Genomic DNA, 25,995 nt, shown 5'->3' with positions numbered 1-25,995 from the left:
CCTGGGCGCGTCGCTGCTAGGCCTTGCCCTGCTCGTGGCCCACGCTCATGCGCAGAACACGCTGACCCGCGCCAACGGCGCCCCGGTCGGCGACAACCAGAACTCGCAGACCGCCGGCCCGGCCGGTCCGGCCCTGCTGCAGGACGCGCAATTGGTGGAAAAGCTGCAGCACTTCGGCCGCGAACGCATCCCTGAGCGCGTGGTGCATGCGCGCGGCACCGGCGTGCACGGCAGCTTCGTCTCCGCCGGCGATTTCAGCGAACTGACCGCGGCGTCGCTGTTCGCCGCCGCCGGCAAGACCACGCCGGTCTTCGTGCGCTTCTCCACGGTGATCCATCCTTCGGGCTCGCCGGAAACGCTGCGCGACCCGCGCGGCTTCGCCACCAAGTTCTATACCGACCAGGGCAACTGGGATCTGGTGGGCAACAACCTGCCAGTGTTCTTTATCCGCGATGCGATCAAGTTCCCGGACATGGTGCATGCGCTCAAGCCCTCGCCGGTGACCAACCGGCAGGACCCGAACCGCTATTTCGATTTCTTCTCGCACGTGCCCGAAGCCACCCACATGCTCACCTGGGTGTACACCGACAACGGCACGCCAGCCTCGTACCGCACCATGGACGGCTTCGGCGTGCACGCCTTCAAGTTCGTCAACGCCAAGGGCGAGGTGCATTACGTGAAGTTCCACTGGAAGAGCCACCAGGGCATCAGGAACCTCAGCGGCAAAGAAGCCGAGGCGATGCAGGGCAAGGACTTCAACAACCTCACGCACGACCTGTACGACGCCATCGCGGCGAAGAACTATCCGCAGTGGGATCTGTACGTGCAGGTGCTGAAGCCCGAGCAGCTGGCCGGCTTCGCCTTCGATCCGCAGGACGCCACCAAGGTCTGGCCGAACGTGCCGGAGACGAAGCTGGGCACCATGACGCTCGACCGCGTTCCCGCCAACTTCTTCCAGGAAACCGAGCAGGCCGCGTTCGCGCCGGTGCGCATGGTGCCGGGCATCGAAGCCTCGGAGGACCGCCTGCTGCAAGGCCGCCTGTTCTCGTATGCCGACACGCAGACCTATCGCCTGGGTGTGAACAACCAGCAGTTGCCGATCAACCGGCCGCTGGTTCCGGTGCGTGCGTATCACCAGGACGGCGCGATGAATGCCGGCGCGACCGACTCCGACGTCAACTACCAGCCGAGTGAAATCGCCGGTGCCTATGCCGACGATGCGCGCTACAAGGCCAGCCAGCTGCCCTTGAGCGGCACCACGCAGCAGCAGCGCATCGCTCGCAGCATGAACTTCGAGCAGGCCGGCGAGCTGTACCGCAGCCTGTCGCCGCAGCAGAAGAGCAACCTGATCGCCAACCTCGCCGGTGATCTCGGGCAGGTGAAGGACGCCCGCGTGCGCGACACCATGCTCAGTTATTTCTACAAGGCCGACGCGGACTACGGCACGCGTATCGCCAAGGCCGTCGGCGCCCAGCCGGCACAGATCGAACGCCTCGCGCGAGCACTGTAAGCACTCTCGCTTGCAGTGGCCGCCGGCCCGGGAGTCACGCTCTCAGCTCCCGGGCCGTGCGGCACCTTTCATCACTTCAGGTTTCATCACTTCAGGTTTCATTACTTCAGGAGACGCGCGATGAAGCGCTTGATGCTGGCTTCGTGCCTGCTGCTTGCCGCCTGCGGCTCGCCGCCGCCGCCCGCGGCCACGGCCGCCGCTGCTACGCCGGAAGCCGCGCGCCGCGCGGAAGCCGAGGCGGAACTGAAAACCTATTTCTTCGAAGCGGCGCGCCAGGGCGACGTGGTGCTGCTGCGCGAGTATGTGAAGTCCGGCTTTCCGGTCGACGTGCGCACACCGCAGGGCTACACCGCGCTGATTCTCGCCGCGTACCACGGGCAGGAGGCGGCCGTGCGCGAACTGATCGCACTCGGCGCCGACGCCTGCGCGCGCGACCACCGCGGCAGCACGGCGATCATGGGCGCCGCGTTCAAGGGCGAGCTGTCGGTGGCGAAGCTGCTGCTGGATCAGCCCTGCGCGAAGGCGGACGACCGCAACCGCGATGGGCAGACGGCGGCGATGTATGCGGCGCTGTCGGGCAATGCGCGGCTGCTGGATCTTCTACGCAAGCGCGGCGCGAACTTCGCCATGAAGGATGCGCAAGGGCGCACCGCCGCTTCCATTGCGCACGAGCAGGGCGCCGACGAGGTCGCGCGTTCGATCGAGCGCGCCGCACATTGACGTAGGTTGGGGTGAGCCATAGGCGAACCCCAACATCGAACGCCACGCATCGTTGGGTTTCGCCTATGGCTCACCCCAACCTACGCCCTACGCCAGCGCTTTCAGGCGCTGGCGCGTCAGCGGGCCGAAACGCAGGCGTTCGCTCAGGTCGTCCAGCGCCGCCGCGTTCGCGCCGTTCCAGGCCAGTGCGTCAGCGGCCATCGACACCGGCGCATCCAGTGCGATGCGCGTAAGGCGGCGGTACAGCAGCGCGGCGTCCTTGTGCTCGCGCAGCTTCTGCGCGCAGCTGGCGGCGCCGCGGATGCGCAGGAACGGCACTTCGTCCACGCGCTCCAGCAGCGCGTCGAGGCTGCCGAAATGCGCGAGCAGGGCGGCCGCGGTCTTGGCGCCGATGCCGGGTACGCCGGGGATGTTGTCGACCGCGTCGCCGCACAGCGCGAGATAGTCGGCCACCTGGTGCGGATGCACGCCCAGGCGCTCGTGCACGCCGGCCGGGCCCCAGCGCAGGTTGCGCGCGTAATCCCATTGCTCGTCGTGCTCGCCGAGCAGCTGGCCGAAGTCCTTGTCGGCCGACACGATCACGCTGCGGAAGCCGTGCCCGCGCAGGCTCCACAGCGAGCTGCCGATCAGGTCGTCGGCTTCGTAGCTGTGGTCGATCAGGGTGACCAGGCCCAGCGCCGCGGTGATTTCGCGGCACAGCACGAACTGGTGTTCCAGATCCGGCGGCGGCAATTCGCGGTTGGCCTTGTAGGCCGGGTAGATGGCGTTGCGGAACGAAGTGGTGAGCGAGGCGTCGAACGCCACCGCGATGTGTTCGGGCTTGGTGCGTTCGAGCAGTTCGCACAGGAAGCGGGTGAAGCCGTGCACCGCGTTGACCGGGTGGCCTTCCGTGTCGGTGAACTCGTCCGGCATGGAATGCCAGGCGCGGAACACGTACAGGCTTCCGTCGACCAGATGGGCCGCCAGCGTGCTCATGCCCGCCACGTGCTGAGCAGGTCGTCGAGCGCGGGGCGGTCGCGGTCCGGCACGTCCAGCTGCAGCGTGCCCAGGTGCACGAAGCCGGTGATGTGTTCGTGCGCGGCCAGGCCGAGCATGCCGGCGACTTGTTCGTCGTAGGCGGCCCAGCCGGTCAGCCACTGCGCGCCCAGGCCCAGCTGCGAGGCGCCCAGCAGCAGGTTGTAGGCGACGCAGCCGGCGCTGAGGCGCTGCTCGATCTCGGGCACCTTGCTGCCGGCATCGATGCGCGCGACGACAACGATGACCAGCGGTGCATAGGTGTAGCGGCGGCGTTCTTTCTCGCGCTTGGAATCGGGCAGGTCCGGATCGCGCGTTTCGGCCAGTGCGGCCAGGCGCTCGCCGAAGCGCAGCTTGTCTTCGCCGCGCAGCAGGATCAGGCGGAACGGCACCAGCTTGCCGTGGTCCGGCACGCGGATGGCTGCCTCCAGCAGGGCGCGCAGCGTGGCCGCGTCGGGCGCCGGTTCGCCCAGCTGGGCGGTGGGCGCGGAGTGGCGTTGCAGCAGCGGCTGGAGCGGGGAGGACATGCGGGATTCCTGCAAAAGCAAAGCGTCCATGCTAACCGCCTGTGACCGGGGAGGCGACTCGCGTTCGCTACGCGGTGAGCGGCAGGCGGAACGAGCCGGGCAGCAGCTCCTTCACCGTGGTTTCCTGCAGCTTGCCGTGCAGGTTGGCCAGCAGCACGGGCATCGACTGGTCGCACAGCTCGTCCATCACCTGGCGGCAGGCGCCGCAGGGGCTGATCGGGCCTTCGGTGTCGCCGATCACGGCGAGGCGGACGAAATCGCCCGGCTTGCAGCCGGCGGCGATGGCGGTGAACAGCGCGGTGCGCTCGGCGCAGTTGCACAGGCCGTAGGAGGCGTTTTCCACATTGCAGCCGAGGAAATGGCGGCCGTCGCGGGTGAGCAGCGCGGCGCCGACCAGGAAGCGGGAATACGGGGCATAGGCGCGCTCGCGGGCTTCGCGGGCGAGTTCGACCAGGGGATCGGTCACGGGTTGCACAGGCATCGGGATCTCCGGATGGGACCCCCGCGGCAGGCCGGCGCACGGGCGCCGGGTGAACGGCGGTGGGCCAGTCTAGCTCTGGAGCGGGGAACGGGGAACAGGGAGCGGGCACCGGGTGAAGCGCGCGCTGCTTCGTTCCCCGATCACGTAAGATCGCCCCATCTTCCGCCCGAGGACCCGCACGATGCCGATCACCGTGGCCGCATTGCGAGAGACCGCCGCCGGCGAACGCCGCGTGGCGATCACGCCCGAAGTGGCGAAGAAGCTGCGCGGCAAGGGCCTGCGCGTCCTGCTGGAGCGGGATGCCGGCGCGGCGGCCGGGTTTCCCGATGCGAGTTATGCGGACGTCGATTTCGCCGACGCCGCCACCGTGCTGGCCCAGGCCGACCTGCTGGCCTGCGTGCTGCCGCCGGACGACGCGGTGTGGAGCGGCCTGCGCGAAGGCAGCCTGGTGGTCGGCCAGCTGCGGCCCTACGGCGCGGCCTCGCGCGTCGCCGCGCTTGGTGCGCGCAAGCTGACTTCGTTCGCGCTGGAACTGCTGCCGCGCACCACGCGCGCGCAGGCGATGGACGTGCTCAGCTCGCAGGCGGCGGTGGCCGGTTATCGCGCCATGCTGATCGCGGCGGAAGCGGCGCCGAAATTCTTTCCCATGCTTACCACCGCGGCCGGCACCATCCGGCCCTCGCGCGTGCTGGTGATCGGCGCCGGCGTGGCCGGCCTGCAGGCGATCGCCACGGCGCGCCGGCTGGGTGCGCAGATCGAGGGCTACGACGTGCGCCCGGAAACGCGCGAGCAGGTGGAATCGCTGGGTGCGAAGTTTCTCGATCTCGGTGTGAGCGCGGCCGGCAGCGGCGGCTATGCGCGCGAGCTGTCGGCGGAAGAGCGCGCCGCGCAGCAGCAGGCGCTGGCCGAGCATCTGAAGTCGGTGGACGTGATCGTCACCACCGCCGCCGTGCCCGGACGTCCCGCGCCGAAGATTCTTTCCGCCGCGATGGTGCAGGGCATGAAGCCGGGCGCGCTGATCGTGGACCTCGCCGCGGAAGGCGGCGGCAACTGCGAGCTCACCCGGCCGGGCGAACGGGTGGAGCAGGGCGGCGTGGTGGTGCTCGGTCCGCTCAACCTGCCGGCCGGCGCGCCGCTGCATGCGTCGGAGATGTATGCGCGCAACGTCTACAACTTCGTCGAGCTGCTGGTGAAGGACGGCGCGCTGGCGCCGGACTTCGGCGACGAGCTGGTGGCGAAGAGCTGCGTGACGCAGGCTGGCGAGGTGCGTTTCAACGCCTGACGCGGGTTGGGGGTGACAACCCTAGCATCGCCTCGCTCGGCCTGCCGCGTTGGGGTTGTCACCCCAACCTACCTGGTTTGGTCAGTGCTTGGGCCCGTGCGGCGGCGATCCGAAGCCGCCCATCGGCCGCGGCATGCCCGGCGGTGGGGGGCGGTGCGGCGGGATGCCGTGTTCCTGGCGGAACTGGTGCATCAGCTGCTGGCGCTGTTCCGGCGGCAGCTGCTGGTAGCGCTTGAAGGCGTCGTGCAGCTGGGCGCGCTGGTCGGGGCTGAGCTGCTGGAACTTGCGCATGTTCTCGCGCGCCTGATCGCGCTGCTCCGGCGTCATCTGCTGCCATTGCTCGATGCGCTGGCGGATTTCCTGGCGCTTGTCCGGCGGCAGGGTGCTCCACTGGTGCACGCGGTCGAGCATGCGCGCCTGGCGCTCCGGCGGCGTGCTGTTCCATTCGTTGCGCAGCGGGGCCAGCATCTCGCGCTCGGAAGGCGAGAGGCTGTCCCACGAACGCGGCGCGCCGGGCGGCGGACCCTGCTGCGCCCAGGCGGGCGCGGCGAGACCGCCGGACAACAACAGTGCGGCAAGCAACAGAAAGCGGGCGATACGGCCTGGATGCATGGATCAGCGGCTCGCCTGGCTGGCGTCGTTGGTGGCCAGCCAATCGTAGAAGTCCAGGTTTTGCATCAGCGACGGATCGGTATTGCTCAGGTCCGGCGGCAGGTCGCCGTCGGCTTCCAGCGTCTGCGCGGCGCCGGCGGGCGGCAGCGGCACGCTGTCGCGCGGCGAGAACACCATCAGCGCGGCCACCGCGATGGCGGCGAAGGCGCCGGCCGGCACCAGCATGCGGGCGAAGCGTGCGTGCGCCGGCGCGGCCGCGGCGGCCAGCGCCTCGCGGCGGGCGGCGCGCAGCTTGCCGGCGGTGGCCGGATCGATCTGCCGGCTGGCCTCGCGGTACAGCGCGCGGGCGCGGCGTTCCAGGTTGTCGGGCGCATTCATCGCCAGTCCTCCAATTGGTCGCGCAGGTTGTGCATCGCGCGCGACAGATGGGTTTTCACGCTTCCTTCGGAGCAGCCCATGGCCTGGGCCGTCTCCGCTACGTCCAATCCTTCGAGCACGCGCAGCATGAAGGCCTCCTGCTGGCGCCGCGGCAGCTTGCGCACGGCGGCGGCCATGTCTTCATAAGACTGCGCGTCCTGCAACCGGTCCAGCGGTCCGGGGCCGTTATCGGCCGGTTCCCATGCCGGCAGCTCGTCGCCGTCGTCGTCGCGGCCTCCGCCCAGCCAGCCGACCACGATGGAGCGCACCTTGCGGCGGCGCTGCAGGTCCACGATGCGGCGGCGCAGGATGCCCCAGAACAGCGGGGTCCATTCCTGCGCGGGCTTGTCGCGGTAGTTGCGGACCAGGCGCAGCATCGCGTCCTGCACCGCGTCCATGGCGTCCTCGCGGTGGCCGAGGCTCATTTCGGCCAGGCGGAACGCGCGGCGTTCCACCTGGGCCAGGAAGGCATCCAGCGAGGTCGGGACTGCCTGGACGTCATTGGCCAGCAGTTCCGCTTCGAGCGTGGAGACGGCGCTGTTCATGGCGCTGTCGTCCGGTTCGTCGGATCGGACATCGGCAGACTCCATCGGTTCGACTCCCCGCCTCAACGCGGCACGCTCGCACGGGTTGACCCGCAACCGTATGATGCGCCGACAACCGCAGGCAGGCAGGGAGGGGTCATGATCGACGGGTTCCTGGCGCTTTACATCTTCATGCTGGCCGCGTTCACCGGCTACGAGATCATCGCGAGAGTGCCGGTGATCCTGCACACCCCGCTGATGTCCGGTTCGAATTTCGTGCACGGCATTGTGCTGGTAGGCGCCATGGTCGCGCTAGGGCATGCGCAGACATCGTTTGAACTTGCGATCGGCTTCATCGGTGTGCTGCTGGGCGCCGGCAACGCGGCCGGCGGCTACGTGGTGACCGAGCGCATGCTGGAGATGTTCAAGACCAGCAAGTCCGCCGGCGGCAAGGAGGCCAAGTGATGGCTTGGCTGCCGACCCTGATCAAGGCCTGCTATTTCCTGGCCGCCCTGCTGTTCATCCTGGGCCTGAAGCGCATGAGTTCGCCGCGCACCGCGCGCGGCGGCATCGTGTGGGCGGGCGTCGGCATGCTGGTGGCGGTGCTGGCCACCTTTGCGCTGCCGGACATGCACAACCGCGCGCTGATCCTGGTGGCGGTGCTGCTGGGCGTGTCGGCCGCGTGGTGGTCGGGCCGACGCGTGGCGATGACGGCGATGCCGCAGATGGTGGCGCTGTACAACGGCATGGGCGGCGGCGCGGCGGCGGCGATCGGCGCGGTCGAGCTGATCGGCTACGCCAGCCGCAGCATCACCCTGCTGGACGGCGGCCGCTTCACGGCCGACGGCGCCGCGCCGGGCACGGCGCAGCTGGTGCTGGCGGTGCTGGGCGCGCTGATCGGCGCGGTGAGTTTTTCCGGTTCGCTGATCGCCTTCGCCAAGCTGCAGGGCTGGCTGGACCGGCGCTTCGTGTTCCCCGGCCAGCGCACGGTGAACATGCTGGTACTGGCCGCCGCGGTGGCACTGGGCGTGGCGCTGGCCTGCGGGCAATTGGGCTTCGGGCTGATCGCCGCGTTCTTCGTGCTGGCCCTGCTGTTCGGCCTGATGATGACCTTGCCGATCGGCGGCGCCGACATGCCGGTGGTGATCTCGCTCTATAACGCCTTCACCGGCCTGGCCGTGGCCTTCGAAGGCTTCGTGCTGCAGAACGAGGCGATGATCATCGCCGGCACCGTGGTCGGCGCGGCGGGCACCTTGCTCACCCAGCTGATGGCCAAGGCGATGAACCGCTCGCTGGGCAACGTGCTGTTCGGCAGCTTCGGCGCGGGCGGCGGCGCGGCGCAGGCGATCGACGGCGCGCAGAAGCCGATCGAGCCGGCCGACGCGGCCGTGATGATGGCCTACGCCGAGCGCGTGGTGATCGTGCCCGGCTACGGCATGGCCGTGGCGCAGGCGCAGCACAAGGTGTGGGAGTTCGCGCAGCTGCTGATCGCGCGCGGGGTGAAAGTGAAGTTCGCCATCCACCCGGTGGCGGGGCGCATGCCCGGGCATATGAACGTGCTGCTGGCGGAAGCCGGCGTGCCCTACGACCTGATCGCCGACATGGACGACATCAACCCGGAATTCCCGGCCACCGACGTGGCCCTGGTGATCGGCGCCAACGACGTGGTCAACCCGCTGGCGAAGACCGATCCGGCCTCGCCGATCTACGGCATGCCGATCCTGGACGTGGCGAACGCGCGCCAGGTGATCGTGGTCAAGCGCGGCAAGGGCACCGGCTTCGCCGGCATCGAGAACGCGCTGTTCTACGCCGACAACGCCCGCATGCTGTACGGCGACGGCCAGGCGGCCGCGGGCCAGCTGGTGGCCGAGCTGAAGACGCTGGATACCTGAGTCCGCCTTGCCGGCGCGGGCTCAGGCCCGCTTCGGCACCGTCTTCCAGGCCACCCAGGCGGACAGCGCGATGCCCACGGCGAACCACAGCAGGTCCAGGCCGGCCAGGTTCAGCCGCACCAGATCGGTCAGCAGCCCGAAGCCTGCGATCTTCATGGCGTCGACCAGGCCCAGCCCCATCAGGCCGGCCACGCGCGCGGCGGCGGTGAGCAGGCAGACATAGGCGCAGGAAAGCGCGGTGGCCAGGGCGGCCAGCACCGCGGCGCCGCGCGGCTCGGGGCGCACCCAGCCGCGGATCAGGCGGCCGAGCAGCCAGCCGATCAGCAGGGCCAGCCAGGGCATTACCCGCGAGAAGAACAAGGTCGGCAGCATCCACACCGCGCCGAAGGCCAGGCCCAGCATCACCGCGCTGACCAGGGCAAAAAGCAGGGAGAACAGCGCGCGCGCGCTCATAAGGGGCGGTGACCGGTAAGCGGGGCTGGCACGTGCGGCTCTTCCCTGAGGGTGAAAGCCCCGAATCATAGCGCGGCCGCATCTTGAGATCGGCTCCCGGCGGCCTGATCTGGGTCAGCGGACGGCATAATAGGCAGCTTGGCCCGGCCTCAAGCCCGGGCTTTTCGACTTTCTCAGGATCGGCATGAGCGGTTTCAGTCTTAGCAGCGAACCTTTCACCCTGGAGCGCGATTGCGACGCCGTGATGGTGCCGCAGGGAGAAACGGTCAACCTGCCGGCCGGGCAGGTGGGCTACATCACCCAGGCGCTCGGCGGCAGCTTCACCGTGTACGTGGAGGGCAACCTGTTCCGCATCGCCGGCAAGGACGCGGACGCCCTGGGCAAGGAGCCGCCCCCGCCGATCGAGCTGCCCGACGACGCCACCGACGCCGACGTGGAAAAACTGGTGTGGCAGCAGCTGCGCACCGTGTTCGACCCGGAGATCCCGGTGAACGTGGTGGAACTGGGCCTGGTCTACGACGTCAGCCTCGACGCGGTCGAAGGCGGCCGCAAGGTCTACGTGAAGATGACCCTGACCGCCCCCGGCTGCGGCATGGGCGACATCCTGATCGACGACGCCCGCACCAAGCTGGAGCTGATCCCCACGGTGAAGGAAGCCGACGTCGACCTGGTGTTCGACCCGCCGTGGAATCATTCGATGATGTCGGAGATCGCCAAGCTGGAAACCGGCATGCTCTGACGCATTGCGCTAGGAAAAAGACCTAGGAAAAAAGCGCCCCTCGCGGCGCTTTTTTTGTGGGTCGCGACACGTTTCGCGCGACCGATTCCTGTCTTCGAAATGCACGCGATAGTCGCGCCTGCAACCATTATTCAGCATTCGTTTATCCAGGGCGAAAGGCATGCTCGCGGCCGCTTCGTTTCAAACGCAAGAAATCGAGGCGGGCATATCGTCATATCGTGCGGGCATGACTTGTCGCCATCACGCATGCGCGTGCAACACGTGCATGCGCAGGTTCGCGCCGCGCCGCGGCATCGTAAAAAGTTGCTGACGCGAAGGTGTCGGAAATCACTTATTTCCAGGGGTTTTGCGCGCATTGACGAAATCGTGCGCCGCCCCTTAGCGTCAATGAATCCGTCGGCGGGGAGGTTGACGGGTGATGCGTGAGCGCCACCGCGGGGCAGCGGTTCGCTCAATAGCAACGCAGAGAGTCAGGCGCGTCTGGGTCAGGAGCGACCAGGGGACAGCGGGCCGGGCGTACACAGGATCGCTGGGCAATCACACACCAAAGGCGCCGCACCCAAGCGCGGCATTTCCATCATGGGGCCGACCGGCCGCATCGGGTCCGTTCGTGCCTGAAAAATGTCTGGGGAGTCACGGAATGAGCAGTCTGAATCACTCGCGGAGCATCACCAACAAGCTGTATCGCAAGGCTCTTCTGCCGGCCGCCGTTTCGCTGGCGATGCTGGCCGGTTCGGCGCAGGCCGCCGACAGCTGGGTCGGCACCAAGACCCATCCGGCGATCGACCGCGCCGGCGCCGGCGTTTCCACCCTGTCCACCGCCGGCGGCGCCGCGCAGTGGACCATCCGCATGCGCGGCAATCCCACCGTGGACAACGCGCTGGTCACCCCGCTGGAGCAGAGCAAGCCGCTGCACATCGCGGTCAGCCTGAAGCTGCGCAACGCCGACCAGCTGCAGCAGTTCCTGCACGAGCTGGCCACGCCGGGCAGCGCGCACTACGGCAAGTACCTCACGCCTGAGCAGTTCAAGGCGGCCTATGCGCCGACCGAGCAGCAGGTGCAGGCGGTGATCGCGCATCTGCGCGCCGCCGGCTTCGGCAACGTCACCGTGTCGCCGAACAACCTGCTGGTCGAGGCCGACGGCAATGCCGGCCACGTGCAGGCCGCGTTCCGCACCACCATGAAGACCTTCCAGTTCCGCGGCCGCCAGCGCGTGGCCAACGACGGCGAAGTGCAGGTGCCGTCCTCGCTCGCCGACACCGTCGAGGCGGTGCTGGGCCTGCAGGACGTCAGCGTCAAGCACACCATGCACCACGTGCTGAAGCAGCTGACCCCGGCCGAGATCCACCCGAACGCGACCAGTGCCACCGTCGCCAGCCACAACCCGAAGGACTTCCCGGCGATCTACGACGTCGGCAGCGTGCCGGCGGCCACCAACACCACGGTCGGCATCGTCACCTGGGGCGCCACCACCACCACCATCAACGACCTCAACACCTTCACCAGCAACGCCGGCCTGCCGACCACTAACGTGCAGACGGTGAAAGTGGGCACGGCCGCGCTGTGGGACGACACCGACGGCGACGGCGAGTGGAACCTGGACAGCCAGACCATCGTCGGCACCACCGGCGGCGTGCAGAAGCTGATCTTCTACACGGCGGCCAACGGCACCAACAACGCCTCGCTGACCGACGCCGGCATCACCGCCGCCTACAACAAGGCCGTGACCGACAACGTGGCCAAGGTGGTCAACGTGTCGCTGGGCGAAGACGAGACCGCCGCGCACAACGCCGGCACCCAGCAGGCCGACGACAACGTGTTCCAGCAGGCCGTCGCGCAGGGCCAGACCTTCTCGATCTCCTCCGGCGACGAAGGCGTGTACGAGTCGCAGGGCGGCGTGCTGACCAATTCCTCGGGCACCGTCACGGCCGACCTCACCGCTTACTCGGTGAGCGAGCCGGCGGCTTCGCCGTACGTGGTCGCGGTGGGCGGCACCACGCTGTCGACCAACGGCACCACCTGGGCCGGCGAGACGGTGTGGAACGAAGGCCTGGCCAACGTCAGCTCCACCGACACGCGCAAGCGCCTGTGGGCCACCGGCGGCGGCGTCAGCTCGTTCGAGACCGCGCCGAGCTGGCAGACCGCCGCGCTCGGTTCCTCGGTGACCAAGCGCGTGCTGCCCGACGTGGCTTTCGACGCGGCGCAGTCCAGCGGCGCGCAGATCGTCTACCAGGGCAGCACCTACGCCATCGGCGGCACCAGCCTGGCTTCGCCGATCTTCGTCGGCGTGTGGGCGCGCCTGCAGTCGAACAACGGCAATGCGCTGCCGTTCCCGACCTCGAAGTTCTACGGCGACTTCCCGAACCACCCCGAGCTGCTGCATGACGTGACCTCGGGCAACAACGGCTACAGCGGCCACGGCTACAACGCCGCGGCGGGCTGGGACTACACCACCGGCTTCGGCAGCCTGGACATCTCCAAGGTCAACGCCTTCGCGGCGGCGAACTGGGTCTCCGGCGGCGGCAGCACCGGCGGCACGCCCACGGCCAACTTCAGCTTCACCACCAGCGGCCTGGTGGCCAACTTCACCGACAGCTCCACGGATACCGGCGGCACCATTTCGTCGCACGCCTGGACCTTCGGCGACGGCGGCACCTCCACCGCGACCAGCCCCAGCCACACCTACGCGGCGGCCGGCACCTACACCGTCACCGAGACGGTGACCGACGGCACCAGCGGCAAGACCAGCTCGAAGAGCTCGTCGGTCACGGTGTCCAGCGGCGGTGGCGGCGGTTCCAGCCAGCTGCTCGGCAATCCGGGCTTCGAGACCGGCACGGCCTCGCCGTGGTCGATCAGCTCCGGCGCGCTGTGCAGCAACTCCAGCTGCAGCGGCCAGACCGCCCACGGCGGCACCTGGTTCACCTGGCTGGACGGCTATGGCAGCAGCCATACCGACACCGTCTCGCAGAGCGTGGCCATCCCGGCCGGCAAGACCTCGGCTTCGCTGACGTTCTACCTGCACGTCGACACCGCCGAGACCACCACCTCGACCGCGTACGACAAGCTCAACGTGCAGGTGCTCAACAGCAGCGGCACCGTGCTGAAGACGCTGGCGACGTACTCGAACCTCAACAAGGCTTCGGGCTACTCGCTGAAGACCTTCGACCTGAGCGCGTACATCGGCCAGACCGTGACCATCAAGTTCACGGGCACCGAGGACAGCTCGCTGCAGACCTCGTTCGTGCTGGACGACGTCAACCTCAACGTGCAGTGAGAAAAATGAAACGGGCCCGGTCGCAAGACCGGGCCCGTTTCTTTTTCCACGTAGGTTGGGGTGAGCCGGAGGCCAACCCCAACATCGCGACAATCGTACGTCTGTTGGGTTCGCCTGCGGCTCACCCCAACCTACATGGATGCTTACGCTTCCTCGAAGCGGTTGGCGTCGCGGTTCTTGCGCACCTTGGCCGGGTCCCAGATGCGGCCGTTCATGGCGATGTACACGCCGTCCGGCAGGGTCTGCACCGCGCCCACCGCGCAGCCGATGTTGAACACCGCGTCCGAACCCTGGAAGCGCGCCGGATTGAGCGCGCCGGTGAGCACGATCACCTTGCCCTTGATCTGGGCCAGTTCGCGCGCGGTCTCCACCATGGTGTCGGTGCCGTGCGTGACCAGCACGTGGCGGTGCGGCTGCGCCTCGATGGCGGAACGCACCAGGGCGCGGTCCTCGGCGCCCATGTGCAGGCTGTCCTTGCGCAGGATCGGGATCACGTCGAACTGGAAGGCGACGCCGAGCTGGCCGAGGATCTCGCCGATCTGCGGCGCGCCGATCTTGTAGTCCGACTTGTCGTCGAAGTAGATCTTGTCGATGGTGCCGCCGGTGGTGACGATGGTCAGGTGCTGCATGGGGAAAGGCCGTGGTGGAGGAAGGGCATTAGTGTAGGTTGGGGTGAGCCATAGGCGAACCCCAACGAGGCGAGGCGTTTGAACGTGGTCATGTTGGGGTTTGCCTGCGGCTCACCCTGGCCTACGCCAGCAGCGCGGTATCCGCCGCATCCAGCGTATCCAGCCGGTCCAGCCCGTGGCTGACGAAGCGCCGCAGCGCCGCCCCTGGCCGCAGGTCGCCGCGCTGGCGCTTGGCCCAGGCCGCCTGCCGCGCCAGCAGCGCCGCCGCCGCGCAGCGGGCCAGGGTCAAGGCCAGGCCGCGCGCGCCGGCTTCCAGCGCGTCGCGCTGCGCGCCGTGCGTGTCCAGCCAGCGCATGGCCGCGTCCAGCGTGTGCTGCACGGCGCTGGCGGCGTGCATGTCGTCGCTGTCGGCCAGCCAATGGGCGATGCATGCGCGCAGGGCCTCGGGCGACTTGCCGGCCAGCGCGCGCAGCGAGTCCAGCGATAGTACGTTCGTGGTGCCTTCCCAGATCGCATACACCTGCGCATCGCGCAGCAGCTGGGGCAGGCCGGTGTCCTCGATATAGCCGGCGCCGCCGAAGCACTCCAGCGCTTCCGAGCAGATGCTTATGGCCAGCTTGCCGGTCCACAGCTTGGCCAGCGGCGTGAGCAGGCGCAGCAGCGCGGCTTCGTCCGGCGTGGCGGCGCGGTGTTCGGCGCGGCCGAGCAGATGCGCCACTTCGAAGCCGAGCGCGAACGCGGCCTCGAATTCCGCCTGCATGCCGGCCAGCGTCTGCGCGTGCAGCGGCTGCTCGGCGAGGCTGCGGCCGAAGGCTTGGCGGCGGCGCGCGTAGTCGCGCGCCAGCTGCAGCGCGCGCGCCATGCTGGCCACCGCGCAGATCGCGTTCCAGCTGCGCGTGACGTTGAGCATCGGCGCTACCTGGCGCACGCCGTGTTCCAGTTCGCCTACCGGCCAGGCGGGCAGGCCGTCGAGATGGATCTCGGCGGTGGGCAGCTCGTGCGTGCCGAGCTTGTCCTTGAGGCGGTCGATGACCAGCTCGGGTTTGCGCTGGCCGTCGTCCATGGTCTCCACATAGAACAGCGCCAGCGCACCCGCGCCGCTGCCGGCGCCTTCGGGGCGGGCCAGCGCCAGGGCGGCTTCGCCGACCACCGCGGAACTGAACCACTTGCGCCCGTACAGCCGCCACTGGCCGTCCGCATCGCGGCGAGCGACGGTTTCGGTGTTGCCCACGTCGGAGCCGCCGGCGTTCTCGGTCATCCACTGGCCGCTGAGCCAGAAGTTCGCCGGATCGCGGCTGAGGAAATGCGGCAGCGCGCGTTCGATCAGCTGCGCATTGCCGGAAGCCTTCAGCGCGGTGGCGGCGCCGTCGGTCATCGCCAGCGGGCAGGTATAGAACTCGCTGGCCAGGTGATAGAGATAGACGCGGGCGAATTCCTCCACGCGCGCTTCCGGATGCGCTTCGTGGCCGGCGGCGAGCACCGCGTGGCGCGTGGTCAGCAGCGGGCCTTCCTGCCAGGCGGGCGTCAGCTCGATGCGGTCGACGCGGCGGCCCCAGGCGTCCCACTGCGTGAGCACCGGCTTGCGCCGCGTGGTGCTGCAGACGCGGCGCCAGGCCAGGCGCGCGTAGTCGCCTAGAGCGTCGAGGTCGGTTTCGATGGCGGCACGGCGCTCCGCCGGCAGCACGCGGTCGAGCAGGTCGACCAGCAGGCGGTCGTCGCGGTACGGATGCGCCAGCTGCGGCGCTTCTTGCAGGAATCCCATGCGGCCCTCCCTGGGCTTGAGAATGCCCGCGGAGTATAGGCCGGCGCTTGTTCGGCCTTCGTCAGCGCGCCGGCCTGCGCTGCACACCCGCGCCCAGCGCGCCGATCAGCAGCAAGGTCAGCACGATCTCCACCAGCGCCAGCCAGCGCTCGCTCGACGAACTCCAGCCCTCGGCGATGCCGTGGCAGAAATAGAACAGCGCCAGGATGCCCACCCACAGCAGCGCGCGGCGCACGTCGCGGCGCAGCGCCAGCAGGGGCAGCAGCAGCGGCAGCACGGTGATCAGCAGCACCAGCCACACCGGCATCAGCTGCGCCGGAAACAACCAGCCGTGCCAGGCGAACTGCAGCAGCACCAGCGCGGCCCACGCGGCCAGGCCGATGCGGTACGCGCGCGGAACCGGCGCCGCGCTCACGTGCCGCTGTCCGCCAGCCGGCGCGCCACGTCGGCCAGGCGCCGGCCCAGCGCACGCGCCAGTTCGCGCTCGTGTTCGCTGATGGCGTTGTCGCCCTGCGCGCCGGACACATGGCTGGCGCCGTACGGCGTGCCGCCGCTCTGCGTGGCGGTGAGCGCAGGCTCCGTATACGGCACGCCGACCAGCAACATGCCATGGTGCAGCAGCGGCAAAGCCATGCTCAGCAAGGTGGATTCCTGCCCGCCGTGCATGGTGCTGGTGGAGGTGAACACCGCGGCGGGCTTGCCGGCGAGCGCGCCGCTGGCCCATTCGGCGCCGGTGTTGTCGAGGAAGTACTTCAGCGGCGCGGCCATGTTGCCGAAGCGCGTGGGGCTGCCCAGCGCCAGGCCCGCGCATTCGAGCAGGTCCTGGCGGCTGGCGTAGGGCGCGCCTTCTTCTGGTTCCGGCGGCTGCGCGGTCTCGGTCACCGGCGCCACCGGCGGCACCTGGCGCAGGCGCGCCTGCAGGCCGGCTTCTTCCACGCCGCGCGCGACCAGCCGCGCCAGGCGCGCGGTGTGGCCGCTGCGGCTGTAGTACAGGACCAGGATGTCTCGGCTCATGCCTTGCGCCTTGGGTTGGGGCGTTCGCTGCGGATCGGTTAGTGTACCGTTCCGTTCCGCCCATGTAGCCGCCGCGCCCCTGGCGGCGGCAGCCGACGAGGACCCGCATGGCCTGGCGCATCGACCGCGACCGCACCACCAGCTTCAGCCGCTTCCTGTGGCAGCGCTTCATCGACGACAAGTGCTTCGAGACGGCCGGTGCGCTGTCCTACACCACCCTGGTATCGCTGGTGCCCCTGGTGGTGGCGGTGCTGGCGATGTTCTCGGCGTTTCCGGTATTCGCCGAATGGCGCAATACGCTGATCAATTTCGTCTTCAACATGGTGCCGGCCGCGGCCGAGACGGTGAAGAACGCGCTGCTGGCCTTCGCCGACAACGCCAGCAAGCTCACCGGCATCAGCGTGATCGTGATGCTGTTCAGCGCGGTGTCGATGATGGTGAGCATCGAGGACCGCCTCAACCGCATCTGGCGCGTGCACCGCCCGCGCGCCTGGGGCTCGCGCCTGCTGCTGTACTGGGCCGCGCTGACCCTGGGGCCGGTCCTGGTGGTGGGTGGACTGGCCGCAAGCTCGTATGTCACCGCGCTGCCGCTGATCAAGAGCGCGGCCAGCTTCAACTTCGGCACCTATCTGCTCAGCGCGCTGCCGTTCGTGGTGACCTTCGTGACGCTGTGGCTGCTCTACGTGGTGGTGCCGAACCGGCGCGTATCGCTGAAGCACGCGGCGATCGGCGCGCTGCTCGGCGCGGTGCTGTTCGAGCTGGCGCGCTGGGGTTTCGCGCTGTTCGTGCATCACGCGCAGACTTACCAGCAGATCTACGGCGCGGCGCTGGCGGCGCTGCCGATCTTCCTGCTGTGGATCTATCTTTCGTGGATCATCGTGATCCTCGGCGCGTCGATCGCCGCGTCGATCTCGGCCTACGAATACCAGATACCGACCGAATGCCTGCCCGAGGGTTCGGAATTCCTCGGCCTGATGGTGGTGCTGCGGCATTTCGTCGATGCGCAGCGCAAGGGCTACAGCGTCGACCCGGCGATCGTGCGCCTGGAAGAACCGTACCTGCGCAGCGGTTCCATCGCCGCCTTCTTCGAAGACCTGCAGCGCGCCGACCTGGTCCAGCGCAGCGAATCCGGCGGCTGGCTGCTCAGCCGCAGCCTGGATGCCACCGACCTGCTGCGCGTTTACCAATATGCGGGTTATCGTCTGCCGCTGGACCCGGCCGGCGAGGCGCAATCGCTCGGCATCAAGTTGCCGGACGAGCTGCTCCAGCTGCTGTGTTCCACGGCCAAGCTGCTGCGCGAGAAGCTGGACGCCAAGCTCGATCAGGTTTTCCCCGCTACGCAAGAAACTTCGAAGGAAGTGGTCGCATGAATCGTTTCACCGCCATCGTCCTCGCCGCGGCCCTGGCCGCCGGCGTGCCCGCCGCGCAGGCCGCCATGCCGGCGCAGCCCACGCTGAAGATCAGCACGCTCGACGGCAAGCCGTACGATCTCGCGCAGCAGCGCGGCAAGTACGTGATCGTCAATTACTGGGCCACCTGGTGCGTGCCCTGCATCAAGGAGATGCCGGACATCTCACGCTTCGTCGCCACGCACAAGGACAAGGTCGCCGCCATCGGCCTGGCCTACGAGGACACCGACAAGGCCGATATCCAGGCCTTCCTGGCCAAGCATCCGGTTAGCTACCCGATCGCCCAGGTCACCCTGGACCAGCCGCCGAAGGATTTCGACGAACCGCGCGGCCTGCCCACCACCTGGCTGATCGGGCCGGACGGCAAGGTGGCCAAGCGCTTTGTCGGCCCGGTCACCGAAGCCTCGCTGGGCGAGGCGGTCGGCCTGCCGAAGGCGGGGAAATAAGGCCATGGCCGCGGCCTTGTTCCGGGTGAGCGGCAAGGTGCAGGGCGTCTGCTTCCGCGCCTGCACCCGCGAGCAGGCCCTGGTGCGCGGGCTGGCCGGCTATGCCAGGAACCTGCCGGACGGCGGCGTCGAGGTGCTGGCCTGCGGCAGCCCCGTCGCCATCGATGCGCTGGAGCAATGGCTGCGCAAGGGGCCGCCGGCGGCGCGGGTCGATGAGGTCGCGCGCAGCGAGTGGAACGGCGAAGAGCCGGAGGATTTCCGCACGGGCTGAGCGCCCGTGCGGCTTACTCGTCCGCGAAGGTATCCGGCACCCACTGCGCCTTGTCGGTGACGTGCTCGCGCCGCGGCTTGCCCTTGAGCTTGGGCAGCTTCACTTCCGGAATGCTGGTCTCCTTGCGCGGGATATGTTCCAGCAGGTGACGGATCAGGTTGACGCGGCCGCGCTTCTGGTCGTTGTAGTCGACCACGAACCACGGCGCGTACGGCCGGTTGGTGCGTTCGATCATCTGGTCGCGCAGCTGGCCCATTTCCGCGTACTTGTTGCGCGAGGCCAGGTCCACCGGCGAGAGCTTCCAGCGCTTGAGCGGGTCCTCGGCGCGTTCGGCGAAGCGTTCTTCCTGCTTCTTCTGGTCCACCGCCAGCCAGTACTTGATCAGGACGATGCCGTCGTCGGCCAGCAGCTTCTCGAAGTGCGGCACGGCGTGCAGGAAGTCCTCGCGCTGCTGCTCGGTGCAGAAGCCCATGGCCGGCTCCACCACCGCGCGGTTGTACCAGCTGCGGTCGAACAGCACGAGTTCGCCGGCGGCGGGCAGGTGTTCGACGTAGCGCTGGAAATACCACTGCGTCGACTCCGCCTCGCTGGGCTTGCCCAGTGCGGCGACGCGATAGCCGCGCGTATCCATCGACTCGGTGATGGCCTTGATGGTGCCGCCCTTGCCGGCCGCGTCGCGCCCTTCGAACAGCACCACCACGCGATGGCCGCTGCGCTTGAGCCAGCGGTGCAGGCCGGCCAGCTCGAGCTGCAGTTCCTCCATGGTCTTGCGGTAGCCCTTGTCCTTGTTGCTCATGTCGGTCTCCAGCGGTTCGGGGCGTAGGTTGGGGTGAGCCGCAGGCGAACCCCAACATGGCCAACTTCAAGAGTCTCGCACCGTTGGGGTTCGCCTGTGGCTCACCCCAACCTACAACGGGGCATCAAAGATCCAGGTCGGCCGGCGGACGCCCGATGCGATGGCGCGCGCCCATGGCCTGGATGGCGCGGCGCAGGTCGTTGGCGAAGCCGGCCGTATCGAACACCGGGCTGTCGGCACGCGCGTCCTGCAGATGGCGGCGCAAGGTGTCCAGCGCCTCGCGGTCCTTGCCCAGGTGCACGGCCATGGAGACGAACGAGTCCTCGTCGTCGGCCACCAGCTCGGGCAGGCCGGCATGGAACAGCAGGCTGGCGCCCTGGCGGCCGGCCAGGGTGCGGCCGATCCAGGTGAGTACCGGACAGCCGGCCCACAGCGCGTCGGCCGCGGTGGACTGCGCATTGCAGGGCAGGGTGTCCAGGAACAGGTCGGCATGCGCCAGCCGCGCCAGGTGCTCGGCATGCGGCAAGCGCGGCATGAAGACCAGGCGGTCCGGATCCACCTCCATCAGGCCGGCGGCCTGGCGCAGGCGCTGGTCGGTGCCGTCGTTGCCGGAATACAGCCACAGCACGCTGCCCGGCACCTGCTGCAGGATCAGCATGAAGCGCGCGAAGCTGGCGGGGTTGAGCTTGTGGTGGCCATTGAAGCTGGCGAACACGGTGCCGCTTTCGGGCAGGCCGCAGTCGGCGCGCGAAGGCGGCGCGGCAATCGGCGTGCGGTCGTCGAACGGCAGCGCGCAGCGCGACAGCCGCACGATCTTCTCGCTGAAGCCTTCGCGCAGCGGTGCGGGCAGGGCCACGGCGTCGGTCAGCAGGTAATCGGTCCAGGCCGCGCCGGCGGTGGCCGGATAGGCCAGCCAGTTCACCTGCACCGGCGCGGGGCGGAATTCGAACAGGTCGCTGTTGGCGCCGCCGCCGTAGCTGCGCAGGTCGAACAGCACCTCGATGCCGGCGGCGTGCACGCGGCGCGCCACTTCCATCGGGGCCAGGCCGGTGACGTCGTGCACGGTGGTGCTTGCAGCAAGGCGCTGGCGGATCGGGCCGCCATCGTCGGGCACCAGGCAGAACACGTGGACCTGGAGCCGTTCGTCGCCGAGTTTTTCCAGCACGCCGGTAAGCAGCTGGCCGATCGGCCGCTCGCCGAAGCCGTTGGAGACGAAGCCCACGCGCAGCGGGTCGATGGCGGTGCGCTGCGCGGGTTCGAAGGCGAGCACGTGGCGCCACGGCGCGGCGATCTTTTCCACGCCCGCGGCAAAGGTCGCGGCGCAGCGGCGCTGTTCGGCGGCGCTGGCCTCCTCGGCGAGAAACGCGAACGGCATGACGCCGTCGCGGCCTTCGGCCACCGCGCGATGCAGGCGTTCGCTCAGTTCATCGAGACCGCGCCAGTCGCACAGGCGGCGCTTGGCGAAGACCAGCATGGCGAGCGCGGCGCCGGCGGCGGCGTCCAGGCGCAGCGCGCGCTCGAACGCTTCGGCGGCGGCGGGCAGGTTGCCGGCGTCGTCCAGCAGCAGGCCGGCGTGGAACGGGTAGAGCGCTTGTTCCGGCGCGCAGCGTTCGGCCTGCAGCCAGGCCTCGGCCGCTTCGTCGACGCGGCCCATGGCGTGCAGCACGCGGGCGCGCATGGCGTAGGCGCCGTCGTAGTCGGGCGCCAGCTGCAGGCCTTCGTCGGTGTGCTGCGCGGCCTGGTCGAGATTGCCCAGTTCCAGTTCGGCCGCGGCGAGATTGAGCCGCAGCCCGGCATGCTGGGGCGCGCCGTGCGTGGCCATGGCGTAGGACTCGCGCGCCTGCGCGTAGCGCCCCACCGCCATCAGCGCATTGCCCAGCGCCAGCAGGATGGCGGCGTGGCCGGGCTGCTTGCGCAGCGCGGCGCGCAGGCGCGCGATGGCGCCTTCGGCATCGCCCTGCTCCAGCTCCACGCCGGCCAGGTTGCATTGCACTTCGACGCTGTCCGGCGCCAGTTCCGCCGCGGCTTCCAGCGCGGCGCGCGCCTCGTCGGCGCGGCCCAGCTGGAGCAGGGCCAGGCCATGCAGGCGGGCGAGCTCGACGTCCTGCGGCGATGCCGCGCGCGCGCGCGCCGCCAGCGCCTCGGCGCCGGCCGCGTCAGCGCGGTCGAGCAGACGGGCCAGCTGGTGATGGAGGGCGAGGAGTTCGGATCGTGAAGCCTGCTTCATCCGCGCACGCTAACCCACGCTGCGGGCACTGCCAATCGCCGGGTGCGTGACCCGATAAGCAGACCGGGTGAGAGGTTCGGAGGGCGGGCAGACCGTTCGCAGGCACGGGAATACCTGGACTGTGAAATCTTGGCGCTCGGATTCAATGCTTTAGAAAAAACCAGAAATGCGTTTCACATAGGGAATGGCTGCGAAATGCCGGCATTTTCCAATGCTATTCCAGTGCATGTCCCCGTTAAATTCTCCTCGGATGGCCGTTTGCGATGTGCCTCGCCGACCCCGAACAGCCGAATCCCGGCTTGCCTGGTGCCTCTCGTGCCAGGACCGCAATTATCGAGCCCATATATGCCCTGCACAGCCAAATCCATATATCTGCAGTTGCTCCTGGCGCTTCTGCTCGCATTGGCGGCTTCAACAGCGAATGCCGCGACAAATGACTGCACCCAGGCGGGCAGCCCGCCGGTGCCATCGACAACACCGCTGACCAATCTGCAAATACCTAGGGACCTGCCGATAGGCGGGGTTATCCCGGGCAGCAGAGTGAACATCAACTGGACATGGACTTGTAAGCCGACGGGCATTACGGGCGGCAAGCGTTGGACCATCATGCCCGATGGCGCATGGGCCGCTACCGCCGTGCAGGGGCTCACCAACGTCTATCAGGTTTCCAGCGGTGACGCGACTGGCGTGTCCGGCATCGGCTTCCGGTTTCTCGATGCGTCAGGCAACTCTGTGCCGTTTGGCCCGGTGGGCTACGCCAATGCCGTCGATATGGGTGACGCTCCCCAGGGCCAGACGAGCTTCCACTGGAGCGGGGCGATCGAACTGGTCAAGACCGCCGATAAGGTATCCGCGGGGACCGGATCCATGTGGCTCATTACCGGTGTGGCCGGCCAAGTCTATGGCAACGAGAATCAGGCAAAGACCAAATGGACCTACAGTTACACCATCAGCAAACCTGCGGTGACGACCTGTACGGTGACCAATCCTACCCAGAGCGTGACGCTTCCGACCGTGTCACGGCAAGCCCTGACGTCGAGGGACGGTAAATGGATGTATGCGGGAGACACGCCATTCTCCATCGATCTGAACTGCAGCAAGGGCGCACATCTTTATATGGTCATGACCGATGCCATTAATCCCCAAAGCCGTATTAGCTATCTTGTCCAACGGGGGGAATGGGGCAAGTGGCGCGGGATACAGATCAAGCGTGGCGATGGGACGCTTCAGAATTTCGGTCCGGATGCTTCCGCCGCCGGCACGGAAAATCAGTTTCTTATTGGCGATACTCCGGACGGCGTGCTGAAGATTCCGCTGCTTGCTCGATATGTCGTAGGTCCCATGGCGGAGCCATTTCCGCCCGGACCGATCGAAGTAAGTATGACTTTTACGTTGTCGTATCAATAGACGGCTGATGCCATCAGCTGTTGGGGGATGACTTTGGACGGCCCACGGATCGGCCGCCAGGTTAATGGTCGGCAAGCGACTTGAGCTCGTCGGCCTGATGCTCGCGGTTCAACGCCGCGACCAGTTCGTCCAGATCACCCTGCATGATCTCCGGCAGCCGATACAGGTCCAGGCCGATGCGGTGGTCGGTGACCAGATTGTCCTTGTAGCGGTAGGTGCGGATGCGCTGGCTGCGGTCGCCGCTGCCCACCTGCAGGCGGCGCGACTCGGCTTGCTCGGCGGTCTGCTTGGACTGCGCCTCGTCGAGCAGGCGTGCCTTGAGCAGGCTCATCGCGCGGGCGCGGTTCTTGTGCTGGCTGCGCTCGTCCTGGCACTCGACCACGATGCCGCTGGGCAGGTGGGTGATGCGGATGGCCGAGTCGGTCTTGTTGACGTGCTGGCCGCCGGCGCCGGAGGCGCGGAAGGTGTCCACTTTCAGGTCGGCCGGCGCGATCTGGATCTCTTCGATGTCGTCCAGCTCCGGCAGCACCGCCACGGTGGCGGTGGAGGTGTGCACGCGGCCCTGCGCCTCGGTGGCCGGCACGCGCTTCACGCAGTGCACGCCGGATTCGAACTTCAGCCGCGAGTACACGCCCAGGCCGTTGACGATCGGGCCTTCCACGCGCGCCACGATCTCCTTGTAGCCGCCATGCTCGCCGGCATGCTCGCTCAGGATCTCCACGCGCCAGCCCTGGCGCTCCGCGTAGCGCGCGTACATGCGGAACACGTCGCCGGCGAAGATTGCCGCCTCGTCGCCGCCCGCGCCGGCGCGCACTTCCAGGAACAGGTTGGCTTCGTCGCGCGGGTCTTTCGGCAGCAGCAGGATCTGCAGTTCGGCGTCGAGTTCGGCCAGGCGCGTTTCCAGGCGAGCGACGTCGTCGGCCGCCAGTTCGCGCATGTCGGGGTCGGCCAGCATGGCGCGCGATTCGTCCAGTTCGCGCTGCGCCTGCTCGTGCTCGCGCAGCGCGCCGACCACCGGTTCCAGCTGCGCGTATTCGCGCGACAGATCGCGGAAGCGGCCTCCATCGGCGAGCACGTCCGGCTGCGCGAGCAGCAGGCCGACTTCTTCGTGGCGTTCGGCGAGGGATTGGAGTTTGCGGCGGATCGAAGGAGTCATGGGCGGGCGCGGAAGAGGGAAGGGACGCGGCCGGTACGGCCAGGAAGCAGCGGCGTTGGACAGGCCCGCTAGCCTTCGGCGTCCGGTTCCTTCTCGTCCAGCCCGTAGAGGCGCCCGGCCGCGTGCAGCAGGTCCATGTCGCCGGCCAGCGCGGCTTCGCGCAGGCGGGCGCTGGGATGGTGCAGCAGCTTGTTGGTGAGGGTGTTGGCGAGGAAGGCCAGCGCCTCGTCCGGCGACCTGCCGCGGGCGAGCATGGCGCGCGCCTTCTCCAGCACTTCGTCGCGGTGCGCCTCGGCGTGCTGGCGCATGTCCACCGCCGGATTGCGCAGCGTGAGCGCGCGGCGCCAGGCCATGTAGCGGTCGACCTGCAGGTCGATGATGGCGTCCGCCTCGCGGGCCGCGGCCTCGCGCGAGCGGCGGTTGTCGTCGATCACCTGGCGCAGGTCGTCGATGCCGTAGAGGAACACGTCTTCCAGTTCGCCCACCGCCGGCTCGATGTCGCGCGGCACGGCGATGTCCACCATGAACATCGGCTTGCGCCGGCGCGCGCCGATGGCTTTCTCCACCATCGGCCGCGTCACGATCGGCAGCCGCGCGGCGGTGGAGGAAATCACGATGTCGGCTTCGGCCAGGTGCTGCGGCAGGTCGTGCAGGCCGATGGCGTAGCCGCCGTGGCGGCTGGCCAGTTCCTGCGCGTTTTCCAGCGTGCGGTTGGCCACGATCAGGCGCCGCACTTTCTTGTCGGCCAGATGCCGCGCGGCCAGCTCGATGGTGTCGCCGGCGCCGATCAGCAGCACGCAGGCCTGTTTCAGGTCGGTGAACACCTGCTCGGCCAGGCGCACCGCGGTGAAGGCCACCGACACGGTATGCGCGCCGATGCGGGTGTCCGTGCGCACGCGCTTGGCCACGGCGAAGGTGTGCTGCAGCAGGCGGTCCATCGGCGCGCGCAGGGTCTGCGCGTCGCGCGCCACCTGGTAGGCGTCCTTCACCTGGCCGAGGATCTGCGGCTCGCCCAGCACCATCGAGTCCAGGCCGGTGGCCACGCGGAACATGTGGCGGACGGCGTCGTCCTCGTCGTGGCGGTAGAGGAACTCGTCGAGCTTGCCGGGAGTCAGCTGATGGTGCCGGCTCAGCCATGCCTCCGGCACCGCCTCGGCGCCCGCGGCGACGCTGACGTAGAGCTCGGTGCGGTTGCAGGTGGACAGGATCATCGCCTCTTCCACGCCGGGCTGGCTGGTCAGCTCCTGCAACGCGGCGCCGGCGTTCGACTCGTCGAACGCCACTTGCTCGCGCAGCTGGACCGGCGCGGTGAGGTGATTGAGCCCGAGGGCGATCAGCGGCATGGTGAGGATCGTTTGGGAGCGGCAGGCATCCGCGGCGTAAACTAGGCCGCGATACTGGCCGTTCCCGGGGAGCGGCGGCTATATGACGGA

26 protein-coding genes are annotated in these 25,995 nt (G+C 68.5%); 11 read left to right on the top strand and 15 right to left on the bottom strand.

Annotated elements, in window-relative coordinates; translation table 11 throughout:
- The first annotated feature begins 1 nt into the window (after position 1).
- Complete coding sequence (locus tag ISN75_RS16880) at positions 2–1,510, top strand: catalase (protein ID WP_423385176.1); 1,509 nt, start codon at positions 2–4, stop codon at positions 1,508–1,510.
- Positions 1,511–1,630: 120 nt separating this feature from the next.
- On the top strand, positions 1,631–2,230 hold the full coding sequence (locus ISN75_RS16875) for an ankyrin repeat domain-containing protein (RefSeq protein WP_343821059.1): 600 nt from the start codon (positions 1,631–1,633) through the stop codon (positions 2,228–2,230).
- 87 nt (positions 2,231–2,317) lie between these two features.
- Here ISN75_RS16875 and ISN75_RS16870 read toward each other — a convergent pair whose 3' ends face one another.
- From ISN75_RS16870 to cdd, 3 genes are all read right to left on the bottom strand, one after another.
- The gene (locus ISN75_RS16870) at positions 2,318–3,205 is read right to left on the bottom strand and encodes a 5'-3' exonuclease (protein WP_167256744.1); all 888 of its coding nucleotides are present in this window, start codon (positions 3,203–3,205) and stop codon (positions 2,318–2,320) included.
- Positions 3,202–3,771, bottom strand: a complete 570-nt coding sequence (locus ISN75_RS16865; RefSeq protein WP_167256745.1) for a nitroreductase family protein — start codon at positions 3,769–3,771, stop codon at positions 3,202–3,204. The genes ISN75_RS16870 and ISN75_RS16865 overlap by 4 nt, the downstream gene beginning before the upstream one ends.
- Positions 3,772–3,838: 67 nt before the next feature.
- Complete coding sequence (gene cdd / locus ISN75_RS16860; protein ID WP_167256746.1) at positions 3,839–4,252, bottom strand: cytidine deaminase; 414 nt, start codon at positions 4,250–4,252, stop codon at positions 3,839–3,841.
- 181 nt (positions 4,253–4,433) lie between these two features.
- On the opposite strand from cdd, the gene ISN75_RS16855 reads away from it, so the two are divergent.
- Positions 4,434–5,534 (top strand): NAD(P) transhydrogenase subunit alpha, encoded by a 1,101-nt coding sequence (locus ISN75_RS16855; protein ID WP_167256747.1) that lies wholly within the window; start codon positions 4,434–4,436, stop codon positions 5,532–5,534.
- Positions 5,535–5,615: 81 nt separating this feature from the next.
- On the opposite strand, the gene ISN75_RS16850 is transcribed toward ISN75_RS16855, so the two are convergent.
- From ISN75_RS16850 to ISN75_RS16840, 3 genes are read right to left on the bottom strand one after another with little or no spacing between them, the layout of a single operon-like run.
- Entirely contained in the window at positions 5,616–6,146 is a 531-nt protein-coding gene (locus tag ISN75_RS16850) for a DUF3106 domain-containing protein (protein WP_167256748.1), read from the bottom strand.
- 3 nt (positions 6,147–6,149) lie between these two features.
- Positions 6,150–6,524 (bottom strand): hypothetical protein, encoded by a 375-nt coding sequence (locus ISN75_RS16845; RefSeq protein ID WP_167256749.1) that lies wholly within the window; start codon positions 6,522–6,524, stop codon positions 6,150–6,152.
- On the bottom strand, positions 6,521–7,108 hold the full coding sequence (locus ISN75_RS16840; RefSeq protein ID WP_167256786.1) for an RNA polymerase sigma factor: 588 nt from the start codon (positions 7,106–7,108) through the stop codon (positions 6,521–6,523). Before ISN75_RS16840 ends, ISN75_RS16845 begins: the two co-directional genes overlap by 4 nt.
- Positions 7,109–7,246: 138 nt before the next feature.
- Between ISN75_RS16840 and ISN75_RS16835 the strand changes: the two genes are divergently transcribed.
- Together ISN75_RS16835 and ISN75_RS16830 are read left to right on the top strand one after the other, a co-directional pair.
- On the top strand, positions 7,247–7,552 hold the full coding sequence (locus tag ISN75_RS16835; protein WP_167256750.1) for an NAD(P) transhydrogenase subunit alpha: 306 nt from the start codon (positions 7,247–7,249) through the stop codon (positions 7,550–7,552).
- On the top strand, positions 7,552–8,979 hold the full coding sequence (locus ISN75_RS16830) for an NAD(P)(+) transhydrogenase (Re/Si-specific) subunit beta (protein ID WP_168647951.1): 1,428 nt from the start codon (positions 7,552–7,554) through the stop codon (positions 8,977–8,979). The genes ISN75_RS16835 and ISN75_RS16830 overlap by 1 nt, the downstream gene beginning before the upstream one ends.
- 21 nt (positions 8,980–9,000) lie before the next feature.
- On the opposite strand, the gene ISN75_RS16825 is transcribed toward ISN75_RS16830, so the two are convergent.
- A complete protein-coding gene (locus ISN75_RS16825; protein ID WP_167256752.1) occupies positions 9,001–9,432 on the bottom strand; it encodes a hypothetical protein in 432 nt (143 codons plus the stop codon).
- A 184-nt stretch (positions 9,433–9,616) separates the two neighbouring features.
- Here ISN75_RS16825 and sufT point away from each other — a divergent pair, with 184 nt between their 5' ends.
- Positions 9,617–10,171, top strand: coding sequence for a putative Fe-S cluster assembly protein SufT (gene sufT, locus ISN75_RS16820; RefSeq protein ID WP_167256753.1), 555 nt, complete (start codon positions 9,617–9,619; stop codon positions 10,169–10,171).
- Positions 10,172–10,811: 640 nt separating this feature from the next.
- The gene (locus ISN75_RS16815; RefSeq protein ID WP_167256754.1) at positions 10,812–13,445 is read left to right on the top strand and encodes a protease pro-enzyme activation domain-containing protein; all 2,634 of its coding nucleotides are present in this window, start codon (positions 10,812–10,814) and stop codon (positions 13,443–13,445) included.
- Positions 13,446–13,588: 143 nt separating this feature from the next.
- Here ISN75_RS16815 and ISN75_RS16810 read toward each other — a convergent pair whose 3' ends face one another.
- The 4 genes from ISN75_RS16810 to wrbA all read right to left on the bottom strand — a co-directional run bounded on the left by ISN75_RS16810 (position 13,589) and on the right by wrbA (position 16,850).
- Positions 13,589–14,074, bottom strand: coding sequence for an asparaginase domain-containing protein (locus ISN75_RS16810; RefSeq protein WP_167256755.1), 486 nt, complete (start codon positions 14,072–14,074; stop codon positions 13,589–13,591).
- 121 nt (positions 14,075–14,195) lie between these two features.
- Positions 14,196–15,836 (bottom strand): acyl-CoA dehydrogenase family protein, encoded by a 1,641-nt coding sequence (locus tag ISN75_RS16805; RefSeq protein ID WP_168647953.1) that lies wholly within the window; start codon positions 15,834–15,836, stop codon positions 14,196–14,198.
- Between the two features lie 61 nt (positions 15,837–15,897).
- Positions 15,898–16,251, bottom strand: coding sequence for a DUF2069 domain-containing protein (locus ISN75_RS16800; protein ID WP_168647954.1), 354 nt, complete (start codon positions 16,249–16,251; stop codon positions 15,898–15,900).
- Entirely contained in the window at positions 16,248–16,850 is a 603-nt protein-coding gene (gene wrbA / locus ISN75_RS16795) for an NAD(P)H:quinone oxidoreductase (protein WP_168647955.1), read from the bottom strand. The genes ISN75_RS16800 and wrbA overlap by 4 nt, the downstream gene beginning before the upstream one ends.
- 107 nt (positions 16,851–16,957) lie before the next feature.
- On the opposite strand from wrbA, the gene ISN75_RS16790 reads away from it, so the two are divergent.
- The 3 genes from ISN75_RS16790 to ISN75_RS16780 are packed head-to-tail and all read left to right on the top strand — an operon-like array spanning position 16,958 to position 18,976.
- Positions 16,958–18,220 carry a YihY family inner membrane protein gene (locus ISN75_RS16790; protein ID WP_167256759.1) on the top strand — a complete coding sequence of 421 codons (1,263 nt, stop codon included), beginning with the start codon at positions 16,958–16,960 and terminating at the stop codon, positions 18,218–18,220.
- Positions 18,217–18,705, top strand: coding sequence for a TlpA family protein disulfide reductase (locus ISN75_RS16785; protein ID WP_168647956.1), 489 nt, complete (start codon positions 18,217–18,219; stop codon positions 18,703–18,705). The genes ISN75_RS16790 and ISN75_RS16785 overlap by 4 nt, the downstream gene beginning before the upstream one ends.
- Positions 18,706–18,709: 4 nt before the next feature.
- Positions 18,710–18,976 carry an acylphosphatase gene (locus tag ISN75_RS16780; protein WP_167256761.1) on the top strand — a complete coding sequence of 89 codons (267 nt, stop codon included), beginning with the start codon at positions 18,710–18,712 and terminating at the stop codon, positions 18,974–18,976.
- 13 nt (positions 18,977–18,989) lie between these two features.
- Here the strand turns inward: ISN75_RS16780 and ppk2 are convergent, their stop codons facing one another.
- Positions 18,990–19,772, bottom strand: coding sequence for a polyphosphate kinase 2 (gene ppk2, locus ISN75_RS16775; protein ID WP_168647957.1), 783 nt, complete (start codon positions 19,770–19,772; stop codon positions 18,990–18,992).
- Between the two features lie 124 nt (positions 19,773–19,896).
- Positions 19,897–21,999, bottom strand: coding sequence for a tetratricopeptide repeat protein (locus tag ISN75_RS16770; RefSeq protein WP_168647958.1), 2,103 nt, complete (start codon positions 21,997–21,999; stop codon positions 19,897–19,899).
- A gap of 345 nt (positions 22,000–22,344) precedes the next feature.
- On the opposite strand from ISN75_RS16770, the gene ISN75_RS16765 reads away from it, so the two are divergent.
- Positions 22,345–23,406 carry a fimbrial protein gene (locus ISN75_RS16765; RefSeq protein WP_343821069.1) on the top strand — a complete coding sequence of 354 codons (1,062 nt, stop codon included), beginning with the start codon at positions 22,345–22,347 and terminating at the stop codon, positions 23,404–23,406.
- A gap of 61 nt (positions 23,407–23,467) precedes the next feature.
- Here ISN75_RS16765 and prfA read toward each other — a convergent pair whose 3' ends face one another.
- Positions 23,468–24,562: a peptide chain release factor 1 gene (gene prfA, locus ISN75_RS16760; protein WP_168647960.1), complete on the bottom strand. Its 1,095-nt coding sequence runs from the start codon at positions 24,560–24,562 to the stop codon at positions 23,468–23,470.
- Positions 24,563–24,630: 68 nt separating this feature from the next.
- Complete coding sequence (gene hemA / locus ISN75_RS16755) at positions 24,631–25,905, bottom strand: glutamyl-tRNA reductase (RefSeq protein ID WP_167256765.1); 1,275 nt, start codon at positions 25,903–25,905, stop codon at positions 24,631–24,633.
- Positions 25,906–25,995: the final 90 nt, after the last annotated feature.

This window comes from Dyella marensis (assembly GCF_049532885.1).
Taxonomy (GTDB): Bacteria; Pseudomonadota; Gammaproteobacteria; order Xanthomonadales; family Rhodanobacteraceae; genus Dyella_D; species Dyella_D marensis.
Note: the sequence above shows the minus strand (reverse complement) of the source record. Positions and strands in the feature narration are given on the sequence as shown.

Coding starts and splice junctions, on each gene's coding strand:
- ISN75_RS16875 (WP_343821059.1), top strand. CDS start 1,631: ATGAAGCGCTTGATGCTGGCTTCGTGCCTGCTGCTTGCCGCCTGCGGC.
- ISN75_RS16870 (WP_167256744.1), bottom strand. CDS start 3,205: ATGAGCACGCTGGCGGCCCATCTGGTCGACGGAAGCCTGTACGTGTTC.
- ISN75_RS16865 (WP_167256745.1), bottom strand. CDS start 3,771: ATGTCCTCCCCGCTCCAGCCGCTGCTGCAACGCCACTCCGCGCCCACC.
- cdd (WP_167256746.1), bottom strand. CDS start 4,252: ATGCCTGTGCAACCCGTGACCGATCCCCTGGTCGAACTCGCCCGCGAA.
- ISN75_RS16855 (WP_167256747.1), top strand. CDS start 4,434: ATGCCGATCACCGTGGCCGCATTGCGAGAGACCGCCGCCGGCGAACGC.
- ISN75_RS16850 (WP_167256748.1), bottom strand. CDS start 6,146: ATGCATCCAGGCCGTATCGCCCGCTTTCTGTTGCTTGCCGCACTGTTG.
- ISN75_RS16845 (WP_167256749.1), bottom strand. CDS start 6,524: ATGAATGCGCCCGACAACCTGGAACGCCGCGCCCGCGCGCTGTACCGC.
- ISN75_RS16840 (WP_167256786.1), bottom strand. CDS start 7,108: ATGAACAGCGCCGTCTCCACGCTCGAAGCGGAACTGCTGGCCAATGAC.
- ISN75_RS16835 (WP_167256750.1), top strand. CDS start 7,247: ATGATCGACGGGTTCCTGGCGCTTTACATCTTCATGCTGGCCGCGTTC.
- ISN75_RS16830 (WP_168647951.1), top strand. CDS start 7,552: ATGGCTTGGCTGCCGACCCTGATCAAGGCCTGCTATTTCCTGGCCGCC.
- ISN75_RS16825 (WP_167256752.1), bottom strand. CDS start 9,432: ATGAGCGCGCGCGCGCTGTTCTCCCTGCTTTTTGCCCTGGTCAGCGCG.
- sufT (WP_167256753.1), top strand. CDS start 9,617: ATGAGCGGTTTCAGTCTTAGCAGCGAACCTTTCACCCTGGAGCGCGAT.
- ISN75_RS16815 (WP_167256754.1), top strand. CDS start 10,812: ATGAGCAGTCTGAATCACTCGCGGAGCATCACCAACAAGCTGTATCGC.
- ISN75_RS16810 (WP_167256755.1), bottom strand. CDS start 14,074: ATGCAGCACCTGACCATCGTCACCACCGGCGGCACCATCGACAAGATC.
- ISN75_RS16805 (WP_168647953.1), bottom strand. CDS start 15,836: ATGGGATTCCTGCAAGAAGCGCCGCAGCTGGCGCATCCGTACCGCGAC.
- wrbA (WP_168647955.1), bottom strand. CDS start 16,850: ATGAGCCGAGACATCCTGGTCCTGTACTACAGCCGCAGCGGCCACACC.
- ISN75_RS16790 (WP_167256759.1), top strand. CDS start 16,958: ATGGCCTGGCGCATCGACCGCGACCGCACCACCAGCTTCAGCCGCTTC.
- ISN75_RS16785 (WP_168647956.1), top strand. CDS start 18,217: ATGAATCGTTTCACCGCCATCGTCCTCGCCGCGGCCCTGGCCGCCGGC.
- ISN75_RS16780 (WP_167256761.1), top strand. CDS start 18,710: ATGGCCGCGGCCTTGTTCCGGGTGAGCGGCAAGGTGCAGGGCGTCTGC.
- ppk2 (WP_168647957.1), bottom strand. CDS start 19,772: ATGAGCAACAAGGACAAGGGCTACCGCAAGACCATGGAGGAACTGCAG.
- ISN75_RS16770 (WP_168647958.1), bottom strand. CDS start 21,999: ATGAAGCAGGCTTCACGATCCGAACTCCTCGCCCTCCATCACCAGCTG.
- ISN75_RS16765 (WP_343821069.1), top strand. CDS start 22,345: ATGCCCTGCACAGCCAAATCCATATATCTGCAGTTGCTCCTGGCGCTT.
- prfA (WP_168647960.1), bottom strand. CDS start 24,562: ATGACTCCTTCGATCCGCCGCAAACTCCAATCCCTCGCCGAACGCCAC.
- hemA (WP_167256765.1), bottom strand. CDS start 25,905: ATGCCGCTGATCGCCCTCGGGCTCAATCACCTCACCGCGCCGGTCCAG.